Origin of the sequence: Chryseobacterium sp. SIMBA_028, assembly GCF_046535285.1 — a bacterium.
GTDB lineage: Bacteria > Bacteroidota > Bacteroidia > Flavobacteriales > Weeksellaceae > Chryseobacterium.
Genome location: NZ_JAWRWZ010000003.1, coordinates 289051 through 306804 on the forward strand (window position 1 = coordinate 289051; position 17754 = coordinate 306804).

Annotated in this window: 13 protein-coding genes; 6 read left to right on the plus strand and 7 right to left on the minus strand. The window is 36.0% G+C overall.

Going from position 1 to position 17754, the window contains the following annotated elements:
* Positions 1-200 precede the first annotated feature (200 nt).
* Both SCA31_RS05610 and SCA31_RS05615 read right to left on the minus strand, forming a co-directional pair.
* Complete coding sequence (locus SCA31_RS05610) at positions 201-2405, minus strand: DUF5689 domain-containing protein (RefSeq protein WP_410695884.1); 2205 nt, start codon at positions 2403-2405, stop codon at positions 201-203.
* Between the two features lie 14 nt (positions 2406-2419).
* Positions 2420-5149, minus strand: coding sequence for a carboxypeptidase regulatory-like domain-containing protein (locus SCA31_RS05615; RefSeq protein ID WP_410695885.1), 2730 nt, complete (start codon positions 5147-5149; stop codon positions 2420-2422).
* Between the two features lie 402 nt (positions 5150-5551).
* On the opposite strand from SCA31_RS05615, the gene SCA31_RS05620 reads away from it, so the two are divergent.
* Both SCA31_RS05620 and SCA31_RS05625 read left to right on the plus strand, forming a co-directional pair.
* On the plus strand, positions 5552-6751 hold the full coding sequence (locus SCA31_RS05620) for an endonuclease (protein ID WP_410695887.1): 1200 nt from the start codon (positions 5552-5554) through the stop codon (positions 6749-6751).
* A gap of 372 nt (positions 6752-7123) precedes the next feature.
* Complete coding sequence (locus SCA31_RS05625) at positions 7124-8632, plus strand: T9SS type A sorting domain-containing protein (RefSeq protein ID WP_410695889.1); 1509 nt, start codon at positions 7124-7126, stop codon at positions 8630-8632.
* Between the two features lie 70 nt (positions 8633-8702).
* On the opposite strand, the gene SCA31_RS05630 is transcribed toward SCA31_RS05625, so the two are convergent.
* Positions 8703-9299 (minus strand): superoxide dismutase, encoded by a 597-nt coding sequence (locus SCA31_RS05630; RefSeq protein WP_106916968.1) that lies wholly within the window; start codon positions 9297-9299, stop codon positions 8703-8705.
* A 208-nt stretch (positions 9300-9507) separates the two neighbouring features.
* Entirely contained in the window at positions 9508-11322 is a 1815-nt protein-coding gene (rho, locus tag SCA31_RS05635; protein WP_410695891.1) for a transcription termination factor Rho, read from the minus strand.
* A gap of 144 nt (positions 11323-11466) precedes the next feature.
* On the opposite strand from rho, the gene SCA31_RS05640 reads away from it, so the two are divergent.
* The 4 genes from SCA31_RS05640 (at position 11467) to SCA31_RS05655 (ending at position 15376) form a co-directional block, all read left to right on the plus strand.
* Positions 11467-11856: a DUF4293 family protein gene (locus SCA31_RS05640; protein ID WP_076353105.1), complete on the plus strand. Its 390-nt coding sequence runs from the start codon at positions 11467-11469 to the stop codon at positions 11854-11856.
* Positions 11857-12020: 164 nt separating this feature from the next.
* Positions 12021-12941, plus strand: coding sequence for a M28 family peptidase (locus SCA31_RS05645; RefSeq protein ID WP_410695892.1), 921 nt, complete (start codon positions 12021-12023; stop codon positions 12939-12941).
* Between the two features lie 225 nt (positions 12942-13166).
* A complete protein-coding gene (locus tag SCA31_RS05650) occupies positions 13167-15005 on the plus strand; it encodes an ABC transporter ATP-binding protein (protein WP_410695894.1) in 1839 nt (612 codons plus the stop codon).
* A gap of 23 nt (positions 15006-15028) precedes the next feature.
* Positions 15029-15376 (plus strand): DUF1801 domain-containing protein, encoded by a 348-nt coding sequence (locus tag SCA31_RS05655; protein WP_410695896.1) that lies wholly within the window; start codon positions 15029-15031, stop codon positions 15374-15376.
* Positions 15377-15567: 191 nt separating this feature from the next.
* Here the strand turns inward: SCA31_RS05655 and SCA31_RS05660 are convergent, their stop codons facing one another.
* Genes SCA31_RS05660 through SCA31_RS05670 form a run of 3 tightly spaced genes read right to left on the minus strand, consistent with a single transcriptional unit; the run spans position 15568 to position 17704 of the window.
* Positions 15568-16221, minus strand: a complete 654-nt coding sequence (locus SCA31_RS05660) for a phosphatidylserine decarboxylase family protein (RefSeq protein ID WP_410695898.1) — start codon at positions 16219-16221, stop codon at positions 15568-15570.
* A gap of 4 nt (positions 16222-16225) precedes the next feature.
* The gene (locus SCA31_RS05665; RefSeq protein ID WP_410695899.1) at positions 16226-17098 is read right to left on the minus strand and encodes a phosphatidate cytidylyltransferase; all 873 of its coding nucleotides are present in this window, start codon (positions 17096-17098) and stop codon (positions 16226-16228) included.
* A gap of 24 nt (positions 17099-17122) precedes the next feature.
* The gene (locus SCA31_RS05670; protein WP_076353099.1) at positions 17123-17704 is read right to left on the minus strand and encodes an LUD domain-containing protein; all 582 of its coding nucleotides are present in this window, start codon (positions 17702-17704) and stop codon (positions 17123-17125) included.
* Positions 17705-17754: the final 50 nt, after the last annotated feature.

Sequence of the window (17754 nt, forward strand, 5' to 3'; positions counted from 1 at the left end):
TACATGATATCATCTTTTATCATTCTGTATTTCTTCAACAATATAGTCATTCGGAATCTGGCTTAAAAGGATAGCCTGTACAGCTTATATATTGATATTTTTTCATCAAAAACGCCCTTACTAGATGTTTATTAAGGATTCCAATACTAAAATAAAAAAACCGGCTCTTTCGAACCGGTTTTAATTTTATAAAACAATAATTATTGTCCTTTAATTTTGAAGTCATCGATCTCCCATGTTGCCGCGGCAGATGTTGTAGATGTATATTTGAATGCAATTCTTACATTCTTACCTAAGAAAGCACTTAAGTCAACATTTCCAGAACTCACCCAGTCTCCAAATGCATTTGAGTTGGTATCCAGATTTGCCGGAAGTGCCGTCCAATTGGTTGTTGCAACGTCTCCTGTATAGTTGTCTGTAGCAAACACCTGCAATGCATTTCCTGCGTATCTTACGTCAGTAGTAAAGGTTACCACCCCTTTAGATTTCCCAACTAAGCTCACTGCTTTAGAGATTAACCAGTCTTCGTTCGCAAAGTTATTCCCAGCACCTCCTGCATTACCATTCATCATAGCGTAATAGTTTGTTCCGTTTCCTTGGTTAGAAGTTCCCCAGAATTGGTTTGGTCCTACTTTGTTTACCACTGTCCAATCTGAGCTGAATCCACCTGCAGCGAAATCATCACCATAAAGAAGCGGGATAGGTGTATAAACACTTCCATCACATCTAGGATTCGTCAGGTTAAGATCTGTAAGCTGTGTAATCCATAATTGGTAAGTACCATTGAATACACTTAGGATAGCATATACATCTCCTTTTCCACCTGCAACCTCAATAGCACTTGCTGCTTTTATACCAAAGATAGCACGTCCACTGGTTCTTAGTGTAATTGTTTTTCCAGAGCAATCTTCTAACGTTCTGTTTGAAAGCGCTGATCCGTCGGCATATGTTTTTCCTAAATCACCATTAATGAATTCAAGATCTTTAATTTTAACCCATCTTCCAACATCAGCAGTTGTTAATTGAGAGATTGATCTTTCAGTAGCTACCACTGTTCTTGCCGGAGCGTTTGAATCAAATAGAGATTTGTATATATCTTCTTCTTTAATTCTGTACCCAATTGCTGGTGTTGAATCATTAGATCCAATCTGAAGCTCTCCTGCAACGTTTCTGATATATAACCCTTTCAATTTAATATTCAGGTCTTTTCCTACTTTGAATCTGCCATCAAGGAATAGATCGGCTTTGTTGATATTTACCTTGATCCCTCCTGTTGCATCTTCTACATATAGATACTTAAATAAGTTTCCGGTTTCATCATTAGCCGTGATCTGAGCTTTCAGGTAGAAGTCTCCTGTAATCTGTACCAATCCGTTTGGAGCTAATGATCCTGCAAGTTGCTTAATATCTGATACTGTTTTAGCTGTAAGATTTGTAGCACTGAATCTACAAGGATTTTCCTGTATTTTATCTAAACGAGGGAAGTGCTTGTCTTTTCCATTAGCATCTAGCGCACCGCCTTCCATATCAAGGTCAGATACCTTGTTGATATAGAATTGGTAAGTGGTTGTAGAACCTGACTGAAACTTACTGTAAATTCCTTTAAGTGTTCCTTTTCCTGCAGGAAGAGTTTGGTTTGCAAATGAAGCAAATCCACTGTTTCTTACCACTGCTGTATTAACGTATGTGCTATTTGATTCATTCCATCCTTGTCCAATTCCTCTGTCTACAGTCTGACCGTTAGGAGCAAAGTTTGAACATAGGGCTTTACTATCAAATTCTACCTCATTTAGCTGAACAAGACAACCAATTAGGTTTTCATTATTTTTCAGCTCAGCCAGAGTGAGAACCTTTGGTGTAATTTCTCCTCTTGTTGTACATGATCTGAAGATCGTGCTCGGAACTAATTTTTCCGGGATTCTGGATACTCCATTAGTCGCTGATTCAGATCCTGTTTTTACACCTAATTGTACAACTCCACCGTAAGTACCTACTGAAAGGCCATTAAGCTTTACATATACCTTAGATCCCTGAGGAAATTTTGTATAGCTGCTTACCATATCTACACTGATGGTAAAACCATGCGTAGGATTTGCCAGTGCATCCTGAATATAGATTGTTTTGTAAACGTTACCCGTTTCATCCGTAGAAGAAACATATCCTACCATATAAAGATCATCTGCCTCATTGTTAGGAGTATCATCCTTAGGGAAAGTATACACTGTATTATTTTGGAATTTCGCCTTTACATCAGCAAATGGTACCGCAACCCCTTGTTTGTCTGCACAGTCATACCCGTCAAGGTTAGGCTGGTCATATTTATCATCATGCACACATCCTACCGTTACAAATAGGGAAGCTGCTGCGATAAAAATATATTTTAAAACTGAATTATATTTTTTCATTATAGTCGTCGTTATTAGAATCTTAAATAAACATTAGTAAAGAAAGTTCTTCCTCTGTCATACCAAAGTTTTGGTCCAAAGTAAGGGGTACCTCTTTGATATTCTGCAAGTGCATCCGGGAAGTTTGAGTATCTACCCTGTTCGAATCCACCTGTTACGTAATTTCTGTTATTTAAAATATTATTCACTGAAACACTCACCCCTACTCTGTACTTTCCAAATTGGAAAGACTTACCTGCGTTAGCATTCAGCATAAATTGATCGTCAAATTTCTTCTGTGCGGTAAGTTCTTGAATAAGCTCCGGTGTAACACCATCATAAAGAAGACCTCCTGTACCTGGAATAGTATACATTGCAGCCGTTTTATTGATTGCTGAGAAATCAAGATACTGATCCATCAGGTAGTTTGCAGACGCTCCTACCCACCAGTACTTAGGTGAATTGTATTTCAATCCTAAAGAGAATGCCTTTTGTGGAGTTCCCGCTACTTTATAGTCCTTAATATTGGCCGAACCATAGCTTCTGAATCCGTTAAGATCATCAAATGTATATACCTGAGGAGTATTTGTAAATTTATATTGACCAACACTTGCAACCCCCACTGCGTTAAGCGTAGGCGTAACCTTTAGATCAAATCCTAATTCTGCACCAAGATACCTCTTGTCTGCACCACTCATAGCCTCATTAACTAACGTGTTATATGATCCTGTATTATTGGAAGAAACAGCTAAGTAATATCTTGAAATCTCCGTTGAGTTACTAATTGTAGTATAGTATCCGGATATTCTAAGCTTTAGAATCTGACCTCTCATGATATAGCTGATGTCATTAGAATTGATCACCTGATTTTTAACTCCAGGAGTTAAGAAATCTCCCATTCTTGGATTAATGAAAATCTCATTAAGGGTGGGTGCCAAACTAAATAATGCTCCGTTATAAACAATAAAGTTCTTACCGTTGATTTTATAGGTAATCTTACCTTTAAGCCCGGCATCCAATGCATTATAAATAGCACTCTTTCCTTTTGAGTTATCCATAAATATTGCGCTTCTGAATTTCCCATCTCTGTAAGCTTCAGAATATGAAGAGAAGATAGAAGCTACCACATTCCACTTGTTGAAGTCAACTTCAGTGGAAACATTTAATGAATAATGGTTTCTTGTTAACTCATAAGAATACTGAGTTCTGTCTCCCACTCTAACTTTCGTATTGGGATCGTCAATATTGTATTGAGTATCATTATTAAAAGCATTAAGATTATTGGCGTAATTAGCACCTAATAAATCATTAATTCTTCTAAAGTTATCTGATTTTAAATTCTGATAATTGAAGTTAATATTCAATTTCCAGTTATCCTTTAGTCTTGTATCAAAGTGTGATGCAATGTTTAAAGTTTTGTCCTTATTTACATCATCCACCAAAGTATAGGAAGCCCCTCTTTCGGTTCCGTCCATATTCTTCAGGTTAAGACGGTTGGTATTGTATAGATCATTCCAGTTGATTTGTGCCTGTTCTCTGAATTCATCAGCAGTCAAAAGACCAAAACTTGGTAATTTTCTGTAATAGGTAGGGTTTGGATCTGCAGCGTGGAACCAGTCTAACCTACTTCTTGCATCGCTACCAAACTGATAGGAAACAGTATTGATCCAGTTTGAATTTTTACCAATTTTCAGGTAATCTGTCAACATAAATACCGGCTCATATACGTTTCTGATTCTGGAGTTTCTTTTTTCTCCATCCTGCCATCCCCAGTATGAGTTATAGTTTTTCCCCATGATGTCATAAACCTCCTGGGTATTTGGTGAATTGGAAGCTCTATAAGTTGGAGATCCAAAAGCAGTTAAGTTAATAGAGTGTCTGTCACTAAATTTTTTCTCAATTGATGCAAAGTAAGCATAGGCATCCTGATAAACCCCGTCAAGGATTGCTCTATCCCCCCATCTTCTACTTGCTGAGAACGTAAATGCCCAACCATTCTTAGTAAGACCTGAAGAATAAGTAGCAATAGCTCTGTGCAGGTAACTTCTATTGGTAAATGAATAGGCAAGTGAAGTTTGCTTTCTATAGCTGGAAGCTCTTGTATTATAATAAACAGCACCTCCCAAATTACCAAAAGTATATTCTGAAGGAGTGATGTTATCTACATTTTCGTAAGGGTATCTTGTTACATCATTAAGACCACCCCAGTTATTAAAGTCTACTTTTCCATCATCATTTTTAGACATGGAAACTCCATTAAACATTACATCCTCAAATCTGTTGTCTACTCCTCTTGGTCTGAACCAGTACGCACCTAGTTCAAACGCAGAAACATTTTGGAAAGCATCTCTTCCTGAGCTTAAAAGCCCTACAGTAGGCTGCATTGATGAGCCTCCATCTTCAGTATCATTTGCTGAGTCATCAATAACTATTACTCCTGCATCTGATCCTAAATTGTAATTAAGTGTAATAACACCTAAATCTTTTCTCTTCTCATCTGCAGTAACATCAAACTCTAAGATCTTTGACTCGAAGTTTGGTTTTGCTACCGTAATAAGATAGTGGCCAGGTTTTAAATCCACAAACTGGAAGTACCCAATTTTATCCGCGGCTGCATCGTTCCCGGACTGTGCTAGATCTACTTCTGCTTTCTCTAAAGGCTTACCATCCTGATCTTTAACATACGCATAAACAGTTGTTTGCGCAAAGTAAAAAGAAGCAGGCATTAACGTAAACAAAGAGATTAGGGATAGTTTTTTAATCATAATAAACTTATTTTTAACTCCTTCTTTATTTAAGGGGCAACAAATTTAGGACTATTTTCATTAACTAAAACATTTTTAGTTATTTATTCTATTAAATTTTCTTAACCTACCTCCATTATCCTAAAAAAATGCCGTAATTTTAATCAATCACAAAAAATGGAAGATCATCTTACGAAAGCCACAAAACAATCACGATAGAAATTATGAATCCCATAGGAAACAGCTCATTTCTTAATATTGAATAAAATCCCAATAACCATTAAACATTGCTCTCTAGCGCCTCATATTGGACATTTTATCTTATCCTTAACCTTTTCTTAAACTAAACTCAGATCATTTTAATCTTTATTCTTATATAAAATTAGTAATTTTACCCCTCAATTTTTTGAATATACTAAGAATATGAAAAAATATTTAATCATTGCCGCTTTGTTTTGCTTTGGTTCCGCTTTCTCACAGCAGAAGCAGGTAAAAAGAGCAGCTGTCGCATTCCTAAATGTAGAAAACCTTTGGGATACAATTCCTTCTGCAGATTATATTGATGGAACCCTACCTCGTTCCAATCCCAAGTTTCACAGAAGTGTACCCGTGGATTCCCTGAAATATCTTGAAACAACAGAAGATTATAAAGGAGAATGGAGTGATGATCTATTGATTGGAAAAAAAGTAATCAGAAAACAATTCTTATCTGAGGATTTTACAGTTAACAGTCCTAAAAGATGGGGATCAAAGTACTATAACCAAAAATTAGCGAATGAGGCTAAGGTTATTTCAGAGCTTGGAAGACAATATACCAATGACAATCCGGCTATTTGCGGATTGATTGAGGTTGAAAACAGACAGGTTATTGAAGATCTTATCAAACAGCCGGCATTGGCAAAAAGCAATTACGGAATTGTACATTTCAATTCCTATGATTCAAGAGGGATTGATGTAGCCATTATTTATCAGAAAGGAAGATTTTCAGTTTTGGATTCCTATAAAAAGGAAATCAAAATTTATGATGAAAATGGAAAAAGAGAATATACCAGAGATATTGTCATTGCAATAGGCTTATTGGATGGAGAAAAAGTAGGGATCTTTATGAACCACTGGCCGTCCAGAAGAGGAGGAGAAGCTATTTCTCTTGCAAAAAGAAATTCTGCCGCTACTGTCCTGAAAAATGAAATGGATAAAGTAACCGCTGAAAACCCAGGAATTAAATTATTCTCAATGGGTGACTACAATGATGATCCGGTAAGCCCAAGCTTAAAGAAGCACTTAGCTGCAGTGGGTGATCCAAACGAGCTGTCCGACAAGAGTCCTTATTATAACTTAATGTATAAATTATATAAGGCAGGTGTAGCTTCTTTAGCCTATAGAGATGCTCCGAATTTATTTGACCAGATTATTGTTTCAAGAAATCTTTATTCTCCAGAAAAAATCACCCCTACCTATAGCATATACAAAGCTGAGATCTATGCTCCGGCTTATTTGGTAAACAAGGAGGGGCAGTGGAAAGGATATCCGCTACGTTCTTGGGACGGAGACCGATTTACAGGTGGCTACAGTGACCACTTCCCGGCGGTTTCGGTAGTTCAGAAAGAATATATTAAAAAATAAATACAGACAAGCACTCTTTTTAGAGTGCTTTTTTATTTTAAGGTAGGCATCAAATTGAAAATCATTCAAAAAATACATTTCATTATATTTATTAATAAAAAAAATACTACAAACAAGAATATAAATTCTAAAACAAACTAATAATTGAAAATAATCCAACCATTAGCCTGAGTTTTAATTATATTTGTATTTCACTGACTTATGATTTTTCAGTGAATAATAACCTAATAACAAAAATTAAAACCATGAAACACTCATTACCTATGGCGTGCTTTTTAGCCATGTCCTCATTTTCTTCTATTCCAAAGGTCCAAACACTGGATAAAGCTTTAAACCAATTCATTAATTAGCATTACTTAAAATCTGTGAATTATGAAAAATACATTTAAGCTTATCTTATTTTCAATTTTATTATCTTGGAAACCACTCTACTCACAATCAGGAAGTGATATTATTTTCTGTCTTGACAATAGTGGTTCTATCAGTGACGTCGCATTCAACGAAATGACTGTTTCCACCAGGAGACTTATGGAACAGGTTTTAAAGTGCAATCGTGATAATCGGGTTTCTGTAGTACATTACGGAACAGATTATCCGGGTATGACCCCATCTGTTCCTAGAATCTATATAGAATCTAATTTTACCAATGATCTTGCAACAGCTCAAACATTCTCAAGAAAATTAGGAAACGGAGATCATTTTCATGATGCTGCAGGCTTAATAGGAGCAGCCCTTGATCATTATCCTCATCCTGATATTGTGAGTCCGCAAAAGTCATTAGACACCCGCCGTCCAAGACCATTGGTTATTGTTCTTTTTTCTGATGCAGAAAGAGCAAACGGAAGCTTGAGCAATGGTTCTTATCTGGTAAACTTTAACCCTCCTAACGGGCTGCATGATGATAACGCGTTTGCTGCTTTCACAAAGTTTAAAATGTACAGAGATGCTAAGTTTGTGGTAGTACACGTAAATACTGACCCAACCTATAAAGAGGCCGCTGCCAATATTGCAAGCCGCGGAGGCTCCTATACCGGAGCTATTGAACAGTACAATGATGATCCCGATCACAATCAGCTTCCTAGATTTTATTTGAATAAGACCAACTTTACATTAACCAACACTGAAATCACTGAACTAAGTGGCGACATATGCAAAATGAACACAGGAAGTCTTGAATTTACTTACCAAACCCGTTCATGCAAAGAAGTTACAAGCTTCCCGTTACAGGTAAATGGAAACTATACCATCCCTATGGGAGCAAGTATCATACACTTTGAGATATCTCTTTTGGATATAGCAACCAGTACACTGTACCCAACATCTGCTGCACTGAACTTCCCTAACCCTAATGAGTTTGAGTTTACGATCAATCAATCAGATCTAACCAACCCTCCTTCCGGACAATATAAGTTCATCATTGAAATGGTGTACTCTTTTGGGGGAGGCAATGAGGGAATTCATGCTGAAAACAGTCTTAGCTATCTCCCATACGACTTTATGTACTGTCAGGAAAATTTACAAATGGACAATTTACCAGTTTCTATTCCTGCTAAAATAAAGATCAAGCCTACTGATAAAGATTATCGTATTGATCTTAATGCAGATCCAAACAACACGAAATCTATGCTTAAAGAAAAAATTCAGCAGAAAAATATTCAGGTTTCCCCTAACCCAAGTAATGGAGTTTTTGTAGTATCGCTTGATAAAGTACGTTCAGGATCAGTACAAGTTAATGACATTAACGGTAAGATTGTTTTTGAAAAACCGTTTAGCAATGAAAAAGAAATATCTGTTAATATTCATTCACTGCCATCTAATACATACATTGTAAAAGTAAGCTCAGGAAATGAAGTCTTTACCCAGAAAGTAATTAAAAGATAAATTTTAGAAGCATTCATACGAAAAAAGGTTCAGAAAATTCTGAACCTTTTATTTTTATAATAGCTGAAAATTATTTGTTAAATAATTCTTCTACCTTATCCCAGTTTACTACATCGAAGAATGCAGAAACATAATCAGGTCTTCTGTTTTGGTAGTTCAAGTAATAAGCATGCTCCCAAACGTCTAATCCTAAAACTGGAGTTCCCTTAACGTCTGCTACAGGCATTAATGGGTTGTCCTGGTTTGGAGTAGAAGAAACGGATACTGAACCGTCAGCATTCTTTACCAACCAAGCCCATCCTGAACCGAATCTTGTTTTAGCAGCATCAGAAAAATCAGTTTTGAATTTTTCAAGACCACCATAGTTTTCAATAGCAGCTTTTACGTTTCCTACTGGTTCTTTGCTTCCTCCAGGAGTTAAAATTACCCAGAATAAAGAGTGGTTGAAGTGTCCTCCACCATTGTTTCTTACAGCTGGCTTATCAGTTCCTGTCTGGCAAATCTCCTCAATAGTTTTCCCTGCTAAGTCAGTTCCTTCTATTGCTTTATTTAAATTGTCAATATACGCCTGGTGATGTTTTGTATGGTGGATTTCCATAGTTTTTGCATCGATAGTTGGCTCTAATGCATCATATGCATATCCTAGTTTTGGTAATTCAAATGACATAATCTTATTTTTAATGTTATAACTCAAATTTAGCCAATATTTAAGCTATTATCAAAGATTGGGGATTACTTTAATAAATCTTTAACATTGACACATTGATTTAGAATGAATTAAATTTTAAATATTTTTTATTATCAAATATTTAAGCTTTCAAAATAAAAAGCACGAATCCAGAGATCCGCGCTTTCTACTTTAACAATAATTAAATTTATTTATTCATAGACATCAGGAATTCCTCGTTATTAAGAGTTCCTCGGATGTTCTTATCTACAAATTCCATTGCTTCAACAGGATTCATTTCAGAAAGATACTTTCTTAGAATCCACATTCTCTTCGAAGTCAATTCATCAAGAAGAAGATCATCTCTACGTGTACTGGATGTTACCAGGTCAATCGCAGGATATATTCTTCTGTTCGCAATTTTTCTGTCTAATTGAAGTTCCATGTTCCCTGTACCCTTGAATTCTTCAAAGATTACTTCGTCCATTTTAGAACCTGTATCAATAAGAGCTGTTGCTATAATTGTAAGGGAACCTCCGCCCTCAATTTTTCTTGCTGCTCCAAAGAATCTCTTTGGTTTGTGAAGTGCGTTTGCATCTACCCCACCGGAAAGAACCTTACCAGATGCCGGAGTTACTGTATTGTAAGCTCTCGCCAATCTAGTGATAGAGTCTAGTAGAATGACAACATCATGTCCGCATTCAACCATTCTCTGTGCTTTAGCAAGAACAAGGTTGGCTACTTTCACGTGTTTTTCAGCTGCTTCGTCAAATGTAGAAGCAATAACTTCTGCATTTACACTTCTTTCCATATCGGTAACCTCTTCTGGACGTTCATCGATCAAAAGAACCATCATGTACACTTCCGGGTGGTTAGCTGCAATAGAATTAGCAATATCTTTAAGCAACATTGTTTTACCCGTTTTAGGCTGCGCAACAATCATTGCTCTTTGTCCCTTACCAATTGGAGCAAATAAATCTACTATTCTTGTAGAAACCGTAGATTCGCTTCCTGCAAGATTGAATTTTTCTTCAGGGAAAAGCGGCGTCAGATATTCAAATGCAACACGGTCCTTAATAAACGCAAGATCACGTCCGTTAACTTCCGTAGGTTTTAGTAATGAAAAATATTTTTCACCTTCTTTAGGTAATCTTACAATTCCTTTAACTGTATCTCCGGTTTTTAAACCAAAGTTTCTGATTTGTGCTGTAGAAACATACACATCATCAGGGGAAGAGATATAGCTAAAATCTGAAGAACGTAGAAATCCATAGTTGTCAGGCAATATTTCAAGCACCCCTTCAATACTTACCATTCCATCGAAACTAAATTCTTTTTTATGGTCAGCATGCTCCTCTGTCTTTTCAGAATGTCTGTTCTGATTTTGATTAGGATTTTGGTGTTGATGTTGATTTTTATGTTGGTTTCCGCTGTTCTGCGGGTGATTGTGTCCTTTTGGAGATCTGTTAGCCTGTTGTTGTTGAGGATTGTTCGGCTTTTCTTCCGCCTGAGCAGGCTCTTGAGATTCTATATTTTTAGGAGCTTCTGGCTTCTCCTGAGAGATTTCGGTGTTTCCTGTATTAGTAGGTGGAACTCTCTTTCTTTTCTTTTTAGCTGAATTGGTTGCGGATGACGCTTCTTCTGTTGCCAGAACTGTTTCCGCTTTAGGCTCTTCAGCTTTTATTTCTTCAGCAACCGGCGTTTTGTCTTCTACTTTTTCTTCTTCTATGGGTTCTGTCGGTGCTTTTGCAGTCACTCTCGGTTTTGCTGGAGCTTTCTTTGGAGCAGCTTTCTTTACCGGAGCCTTTACAGTTTTTTCTTCTGTAGCTTCTTCAGTGTTGGTGCTGGTTTCCGTGGCGTTGAAATAATCTTTTGACACTTTAGGGTTGGAAGCCTGAAAGTCAAGAATTGCAAAGATTTTATCATTTTCGTTGCTGTTTCTTGCGACTTTAACGCCTAAATCCTTTAAGATTTTAGTCAGTTCCGTTACGGATTTTGACCTTAACGTTTCTATGTTAAACATATTTAATGTAAAAATGTAATTAATTGTGAGTAAGAAAAGTAAGTCCGGTGACTTTTGTTTTCAAGTACATTGTATAATGCAAATCTACACTTATTTTTGAATTGTGCAAAATTTATGTTATTTTTGCCAAGAATTTAATATTCAATGCTACAGAGAATACAAACCATATGGACATTACTAGCAGTTTTATCTGCTGTTTTCCTTTTTATAACAGGACAGGATGCGGTCATTTCTGACAGTATTCCCGTATTAAATATAGGATGCATAGTCCTTGTAATTATTGGTGCATTAAGTATTTTTAGTTTCAAAAACCGAAAAAGACAAATTTTGCTGAATACCATCAGCATCATTATAAACGCTTTGTTGATTGGTGTATTGGCGTACTGGTTACTAAACTTATCCGGAGGAATTCAATTTCCTGAGAAGGGTATTGAGCCGATTTTCCCATTGATCGCGGTAATATGTTTGCTTATTGCAAACGTGTATATCCGCAAAGATGAGAGGCTCGTAAAATCTGTAGACAGACTTCGATAGCCTTACAACGATTTTTTGAGTAAGAACAGTTCCTTTTTGGAGCTGTTTTTTTTTGCCTATTCCTCACAGTGGGCAGAAGCTTCAAAGAATTATTTAATTTATTTATATATTCATGCAACTTTTTCACAAAGTACACGACAGATCATATAATTAACCGTAAAGCAATGAAAAAAATTACTTATCTCACTCTATCACTTTTCTCTATCTGTACTTTTGCGCAGGAAGTATCACAGGAAAGAGTAAAAACTATAATTTCAACTCTTGCATCTGATGAAATGAAAGGCCGCGAAATCGGAACTCCTGAAAATGACAATGCAGCCCATTATATAGCGACGCTTTTTAAGGAAAACAATCTTGAGTATTGTACCGGAAATTCCTATTTGATTCCTTTTGAATATAAAGGAAAAACAGCGTACAATGTATGTGGTATAAAAAAAGGAAAATCAGAGAAAAATTTAGCTTTTTCAGGGCATTTTGATCACATTGGAACCAGCAACAAAAGTGGAGACAATATTTATAATGGTGCAGATGATGACGCTAGTGGAATTACAGCCCTGACAGGTATTGCCGATTATTTTAAAAATAAAAAGCCCGAGTTCTCAATGGTCTTTATGGCTTTCAATGGCGAAGAGAAAGGAATGCTTGGATCAATAGCTATTTCCCATGATAAAAGCCTTGATAAAATTTACAATAATATGACAGCCCTTTTCAATTTTGAAATGGTCGCTACAGAATCTCAGTGGGGGAAAAATGCTTTATATATGACGGGAGATGGGTTTTCAGACCTTGATGAGCTGTTTAATAAAAATGCAGTGAACGGATTGAAGATTAATGCTGATCCTTATTCAGAACAACAATTATTTTACCGTTCAGATAATGTCAGCTTTGTAAAAAAGAAAATTATTGCCCACTCATTTTCAACGGTTGACATGTCTAAGGCAACCCATTATCATCAAGAAAAGGATGACATGAGCATTGTAGATGTTGGTAACATGACTCAGATCATCAATAATTTTGGAAAAACACTGGATAAGTTAAATCCTAAAAACTTTGCTCCAAAATATAATGATCAGGTGAAATTTTAATTCATATAAATTACGTCATAAAACCGCTATTGAAGCGGTTTTTATTTTTTACTATCTCTTTCTCGGATCTGATCTATTCTAGTATTTAACCTATAAAATCATATGTAATACATTTCAGTTGTAACAAAGTGGATTTTTAAGGAACATATTAATTAAAGTAAAATAGGATTAAGAACGTCTTATCTTTTAATTTTACGTAATTTTGCTATCCAATTTTTTCATTGAATGAACGAGTATAAAAAAATTCTGAGGTTCGCGAGGCCCCATCAAAAATATATTTACGGGAGTTTATTTTTCAATATCCTGTACTCCGTATTTCAAATTGCTTCTCTGGGAACTATTTTACCGGTTTTAGGAATGCTTTTTGGCACTATTAAACCTGAGAAGTATGAAACAGCACCTGTATATTCCGGTGATATCACATACTTCTTTACTTATATAAAAGAATACTCCAATTATTATGTACAGGCATTAGTAAAAGACCACGGTTCTCTTACCGTTCTTGCATGGCTGTGTATTATTACAGCTTTCATGTTCTTTTTAAGAAATGCTTTCAGATATTTTGGGTCTTTATTATTGATCAACTATCGTGTAGGAGTCACTAAGGATCTTCGTGGTGCGATGTATAGAAAAATACTATCCTTACCCGTATCATTTTTTACAGAAAGCAGAAAAGGAGATATGATGTCTCGTATGTCTAATGACGTAGGTGAAGTGGAAGGAGGCATTCTGGGGAGTTTAATAGAATTGATTAACGCTCCTTTCATGTTAATCAGTACATTGGTTACTTTATTCTTTTTAAGTGCCGAAATGACTCTTTTCTCCTTATTGGTTCTTCCGGTAATGGGAACAATGATTGCCTTGATCGGGAAAAGTCTTAAAAAAGACTCTCATGAAGCCCAGCACGAACTGGGAAATATATTTTCTATTGTAGATGAGACCTTAAAATCTTCGAAAGTCATTAAAATCTTTAATGCTGAAAAGATCATGGATAACCGCTTCATGCTATCCATGAACAAATGGATCTCAAGCTCGATTAATCTTGGTAAAAAGAAAGAACTAGCATCGCCAATGAGCGAATTTTTAGGGTCTATTACTTTCTTAATCATTGCCTGGTATGGAGGAAAACAAATTATTGTTGAACAAAGCATATCACCTGCTGACTTCCTTGTATTCCTTGGAATGTTCTTCCAGATTTTGCCGCCTGCAAAGAGTTTATCAACATCCATCTCCAATGTACAGAAAGGAGAAGCTTCTCTGAAAAGAGTACTGGATATTCTGGATGCTGATGTAAAAATAGATGAGATTGCAGAACCTGTTTCTATCTCTACTCTTCAGAATAATATTGAGTTCAAGAATATTGGATTCTATTATGATAAAGCCAATCTGATTCTTAAGAACTTTAACCTAACGATTCCAAAAGGTAAAACCGTGGCATTGGTAGGGCAAAGTGGAAGTGGAAAGACAACGATTGCCAACCTTTTAGCAAGATTCTATGACGTTTCTGAGGGAGAAATTCTAATTGATGGAACAGATATCAAGCATTTAAAATTAAAAGAATACCGTCAACTTCTGGGAATGGTGACACAAGAATCTGTATTATTCAATGATTCTGTATATAACAATATCCTGATGGGTAAACCTGACGCTACCAAGGAGGAAGTAATTGCTGCTGCTAAAATAGCCAATGCAGACGATTTCATTTCAGGTCTTTCTGAGGGATATGATACCAATATCGGAGATGATGGAAATAAGCTTTCCGGAGGTCAGAAACAAAGGGTTTCCATTGCAAGAGCCGTATTAAAGAATCCTCCAATTATGATTTTAGATGAAGCTACTTCGGCTTTGGATACAGAATCTGAAAGATTTGTACAGGATGCTCTGGAAAAAATGATGGAAAACAGAACTTCACTTGTGATTGCCCACCGACTTTCAACCATCCAAAAAGCAGACTGGATTGTAGTAATGGAAAAAGGAACCATTGTAGAACAAGGAACCCACCACGATCTTATTGCTAAAAAAGGCATGTATAACAAGCTTGTGGAGCTTCAAAATTTCGACTAAACTCATCTTTAAATTATTTTAAAATGAACCCCATACAAGAGTACTTCTACAGAATTCAAGAACCTGAAAGAAGTACTCTTTTATTTTTGCGTGAAAAAATTCTGGCATCTGACACAGAACACATTACTGAAACCTTAAGCTTCGGACTTCCCTTTATAAAGTACAAAAAGAAAATGCTGTGTTATTTTTATTACAGCAAAAAATATAAAAAGCATTACATCAGTTTTTATCATGGTGATAAACTGGACTATCCTGAGCTGACACAAGACGGAAGAAAAAAGTTTAAGATTCTGTTAATTGATATTGAAGAGGATCTCCCTGTAGAGTTTATATTCAGCCTACTGGAGGAGATAAAGCAATATATTAAGTAATAGAGGCTGATGGATGGCAAATAACAGGAAGATTGTGTTCAACTTGAAACTAAATTGGTGAAATAATTTATTATATAAAACAAAACGGGAATTTATCCCGTTTTTTTATAGTTGACATTTAAACAATTGATATTTGAAAACAAAAAAGACTGCTCTTTTCAGAACAGTCTTTAGTATGATGATTATAAATCTTAATCTTTCAATTTAGCAATGACATCTAAACCGCCTTTAGTAATGTCACCTATCTTACAAACGATTTCTGTATCCAAAGGCAGAAAAACGTCCATTCTTGAACCGAATTTAATAAATCCGAACTCATGCCCGGCTTTTGCCTGATCGCCCTCATTACAATAGAATACGATTCTTCTTGCCACATATCCTGCAATCTGTCTGAAAACAACTTTATGGTTGGTTAAGGTTTCAATAGCTACCGTAGTTCTTTCATTCTCTGTAGAAGACTTTTCATGCCATGCTACCAGATATTTCCCCGGATGGTATTTTTTGTAAATCACCTTTCCGGTTACCGGATATCTACAAATATGTACGTTCAGTGGAGACATGAAGATAGAAACCTGAATCGCTTTTCCTTTTACGAATTCATTTTCTTCTACTTCTTTAATCATTACCACTTTTCCGTCAACCGGAGCTATTACGTTTTCTTTATGATCAAGAATAGAACGATTTGGAACTCTGAAAAACCAGAACACCAGACAGTAAATAACCAACAAAGGTACGATGATCAACAAGGACCATATTTTAAGGAAATAGATAGCTAAAGCTCCCAACACAATAAAAAGTAGGGTTGCTACAGTAATTGTTCCTTTTGATTCTCTATGTAATTTCATGAGACTATATAAATTTTTCTAAAATAAAGTACAAATATACGACAGGAACACAGATTATGAAACTATCCAGCCTATCTAAAACACCTCCATGCCCCGGAATGATGTTTCCACTGTCTTTTACACCAAAGTTTCTTTTCAGTTGGCTCTCTACCAAATCCCCTAGCGGGGCAAAGGCTGCTACTAAAAACCCTACTACCATCCAGTTTCCGCGAAGTTCTGGCTGATAATGTTCTACAAAGTAGGATAAAACCAATGTTAAAACCACACCGCCTATATATCCCTCCCAAGTTTTTTTAGGGGAAATTTTAGGTGCCATTTTATGTTTCCCGAAGAACTTTCCCACGAGATACGCAAAGGTATCACTACTCCAGATCAGCACAAACAGGAAAAGAACCTCCAACGTGAAAGTATCATTATAGCTGGAGAACTTTGGAAGCCCCAGTGCAAAACTAAACGGGAGAGCTACATAAATGACTGTAAAAATCAATTTCCCGCTGTCGTAGTATAATTCGTTAGGAAATTTAAATAAAGTAACTACAGCAATTGCAATAAGCGCGAGTGCCAGTATTTCACTTAATCTAAAATCAAAAAAGAAGTCGTGATGAAAGTATCTTTTGGAAAAGACATAAAAGATAAAGATGACCAATGGATACACAACCCATTTTTCATATCCCTTACCAAATTTCATGATTTTTACACATTCCCAGGTACCTACAATCAGTAAAAGGCTTATCAAGCCATAATAAAGGTATTGCTGCTGAATAAGACCAGGAAAAATGTTATTGATAAGTTGTGCTCCTAGCGGAGTCGAGCAAAGAATAATGACGGCTACATAAACGAGACCTGAAATGGTTCTTTGAATGAGATTTTTGTCCAAAATTTAAAATTTAGATGTGGGTGCTTAATCTTCAAGCAGCAGTAAAAACAATTTTGTATTGGAATTTGAAGAACTATCCATTTTCGACTGGCTGCCGCTGATGGAAGTAAGGTTCTTGATATTTCCGTTTCTTTTTATTTTCCCCATGGCATCATTCAGGTTGTTTACAATCTGTGAAACATTAGCTATGATGATAATCTTATCCGGTAGCCTTGAAGAATGATAATGAAGAATATTATTGTGGGAAAGCATAATCCTCCCGTCATAGGCAATCAGGTATTCACAGGTGATGAATGCCGCATCATTGGATGTCTGCAATTCTGAAGTATAGGAACTCTTCACAACATTCAGGAAGTTTTGAAGTTCCTTATCCCAACAGAAAAGATTGCCAATACCTTCTATCTTAATAATTTGATTTAAAGTTTGTAGAGCCTCCGCTTCATCTGCACAATAATTAAAAAATCCCCCCGAATGCGTAAATAATTGCGCAAACTTATAGTCAAGATCCGCATTTTTCAGCGAATCTCCAAGCTTCTCCAGGCTCTGTTTGTCCTCCTCCTCAGGCTGGTTGGTAAGTTTGCTTACAATCCTCTTGAATAAATTCAACTTAATCTATTTTTAGTCAACTTTATACAAAAATAGAAAATAAATTACAA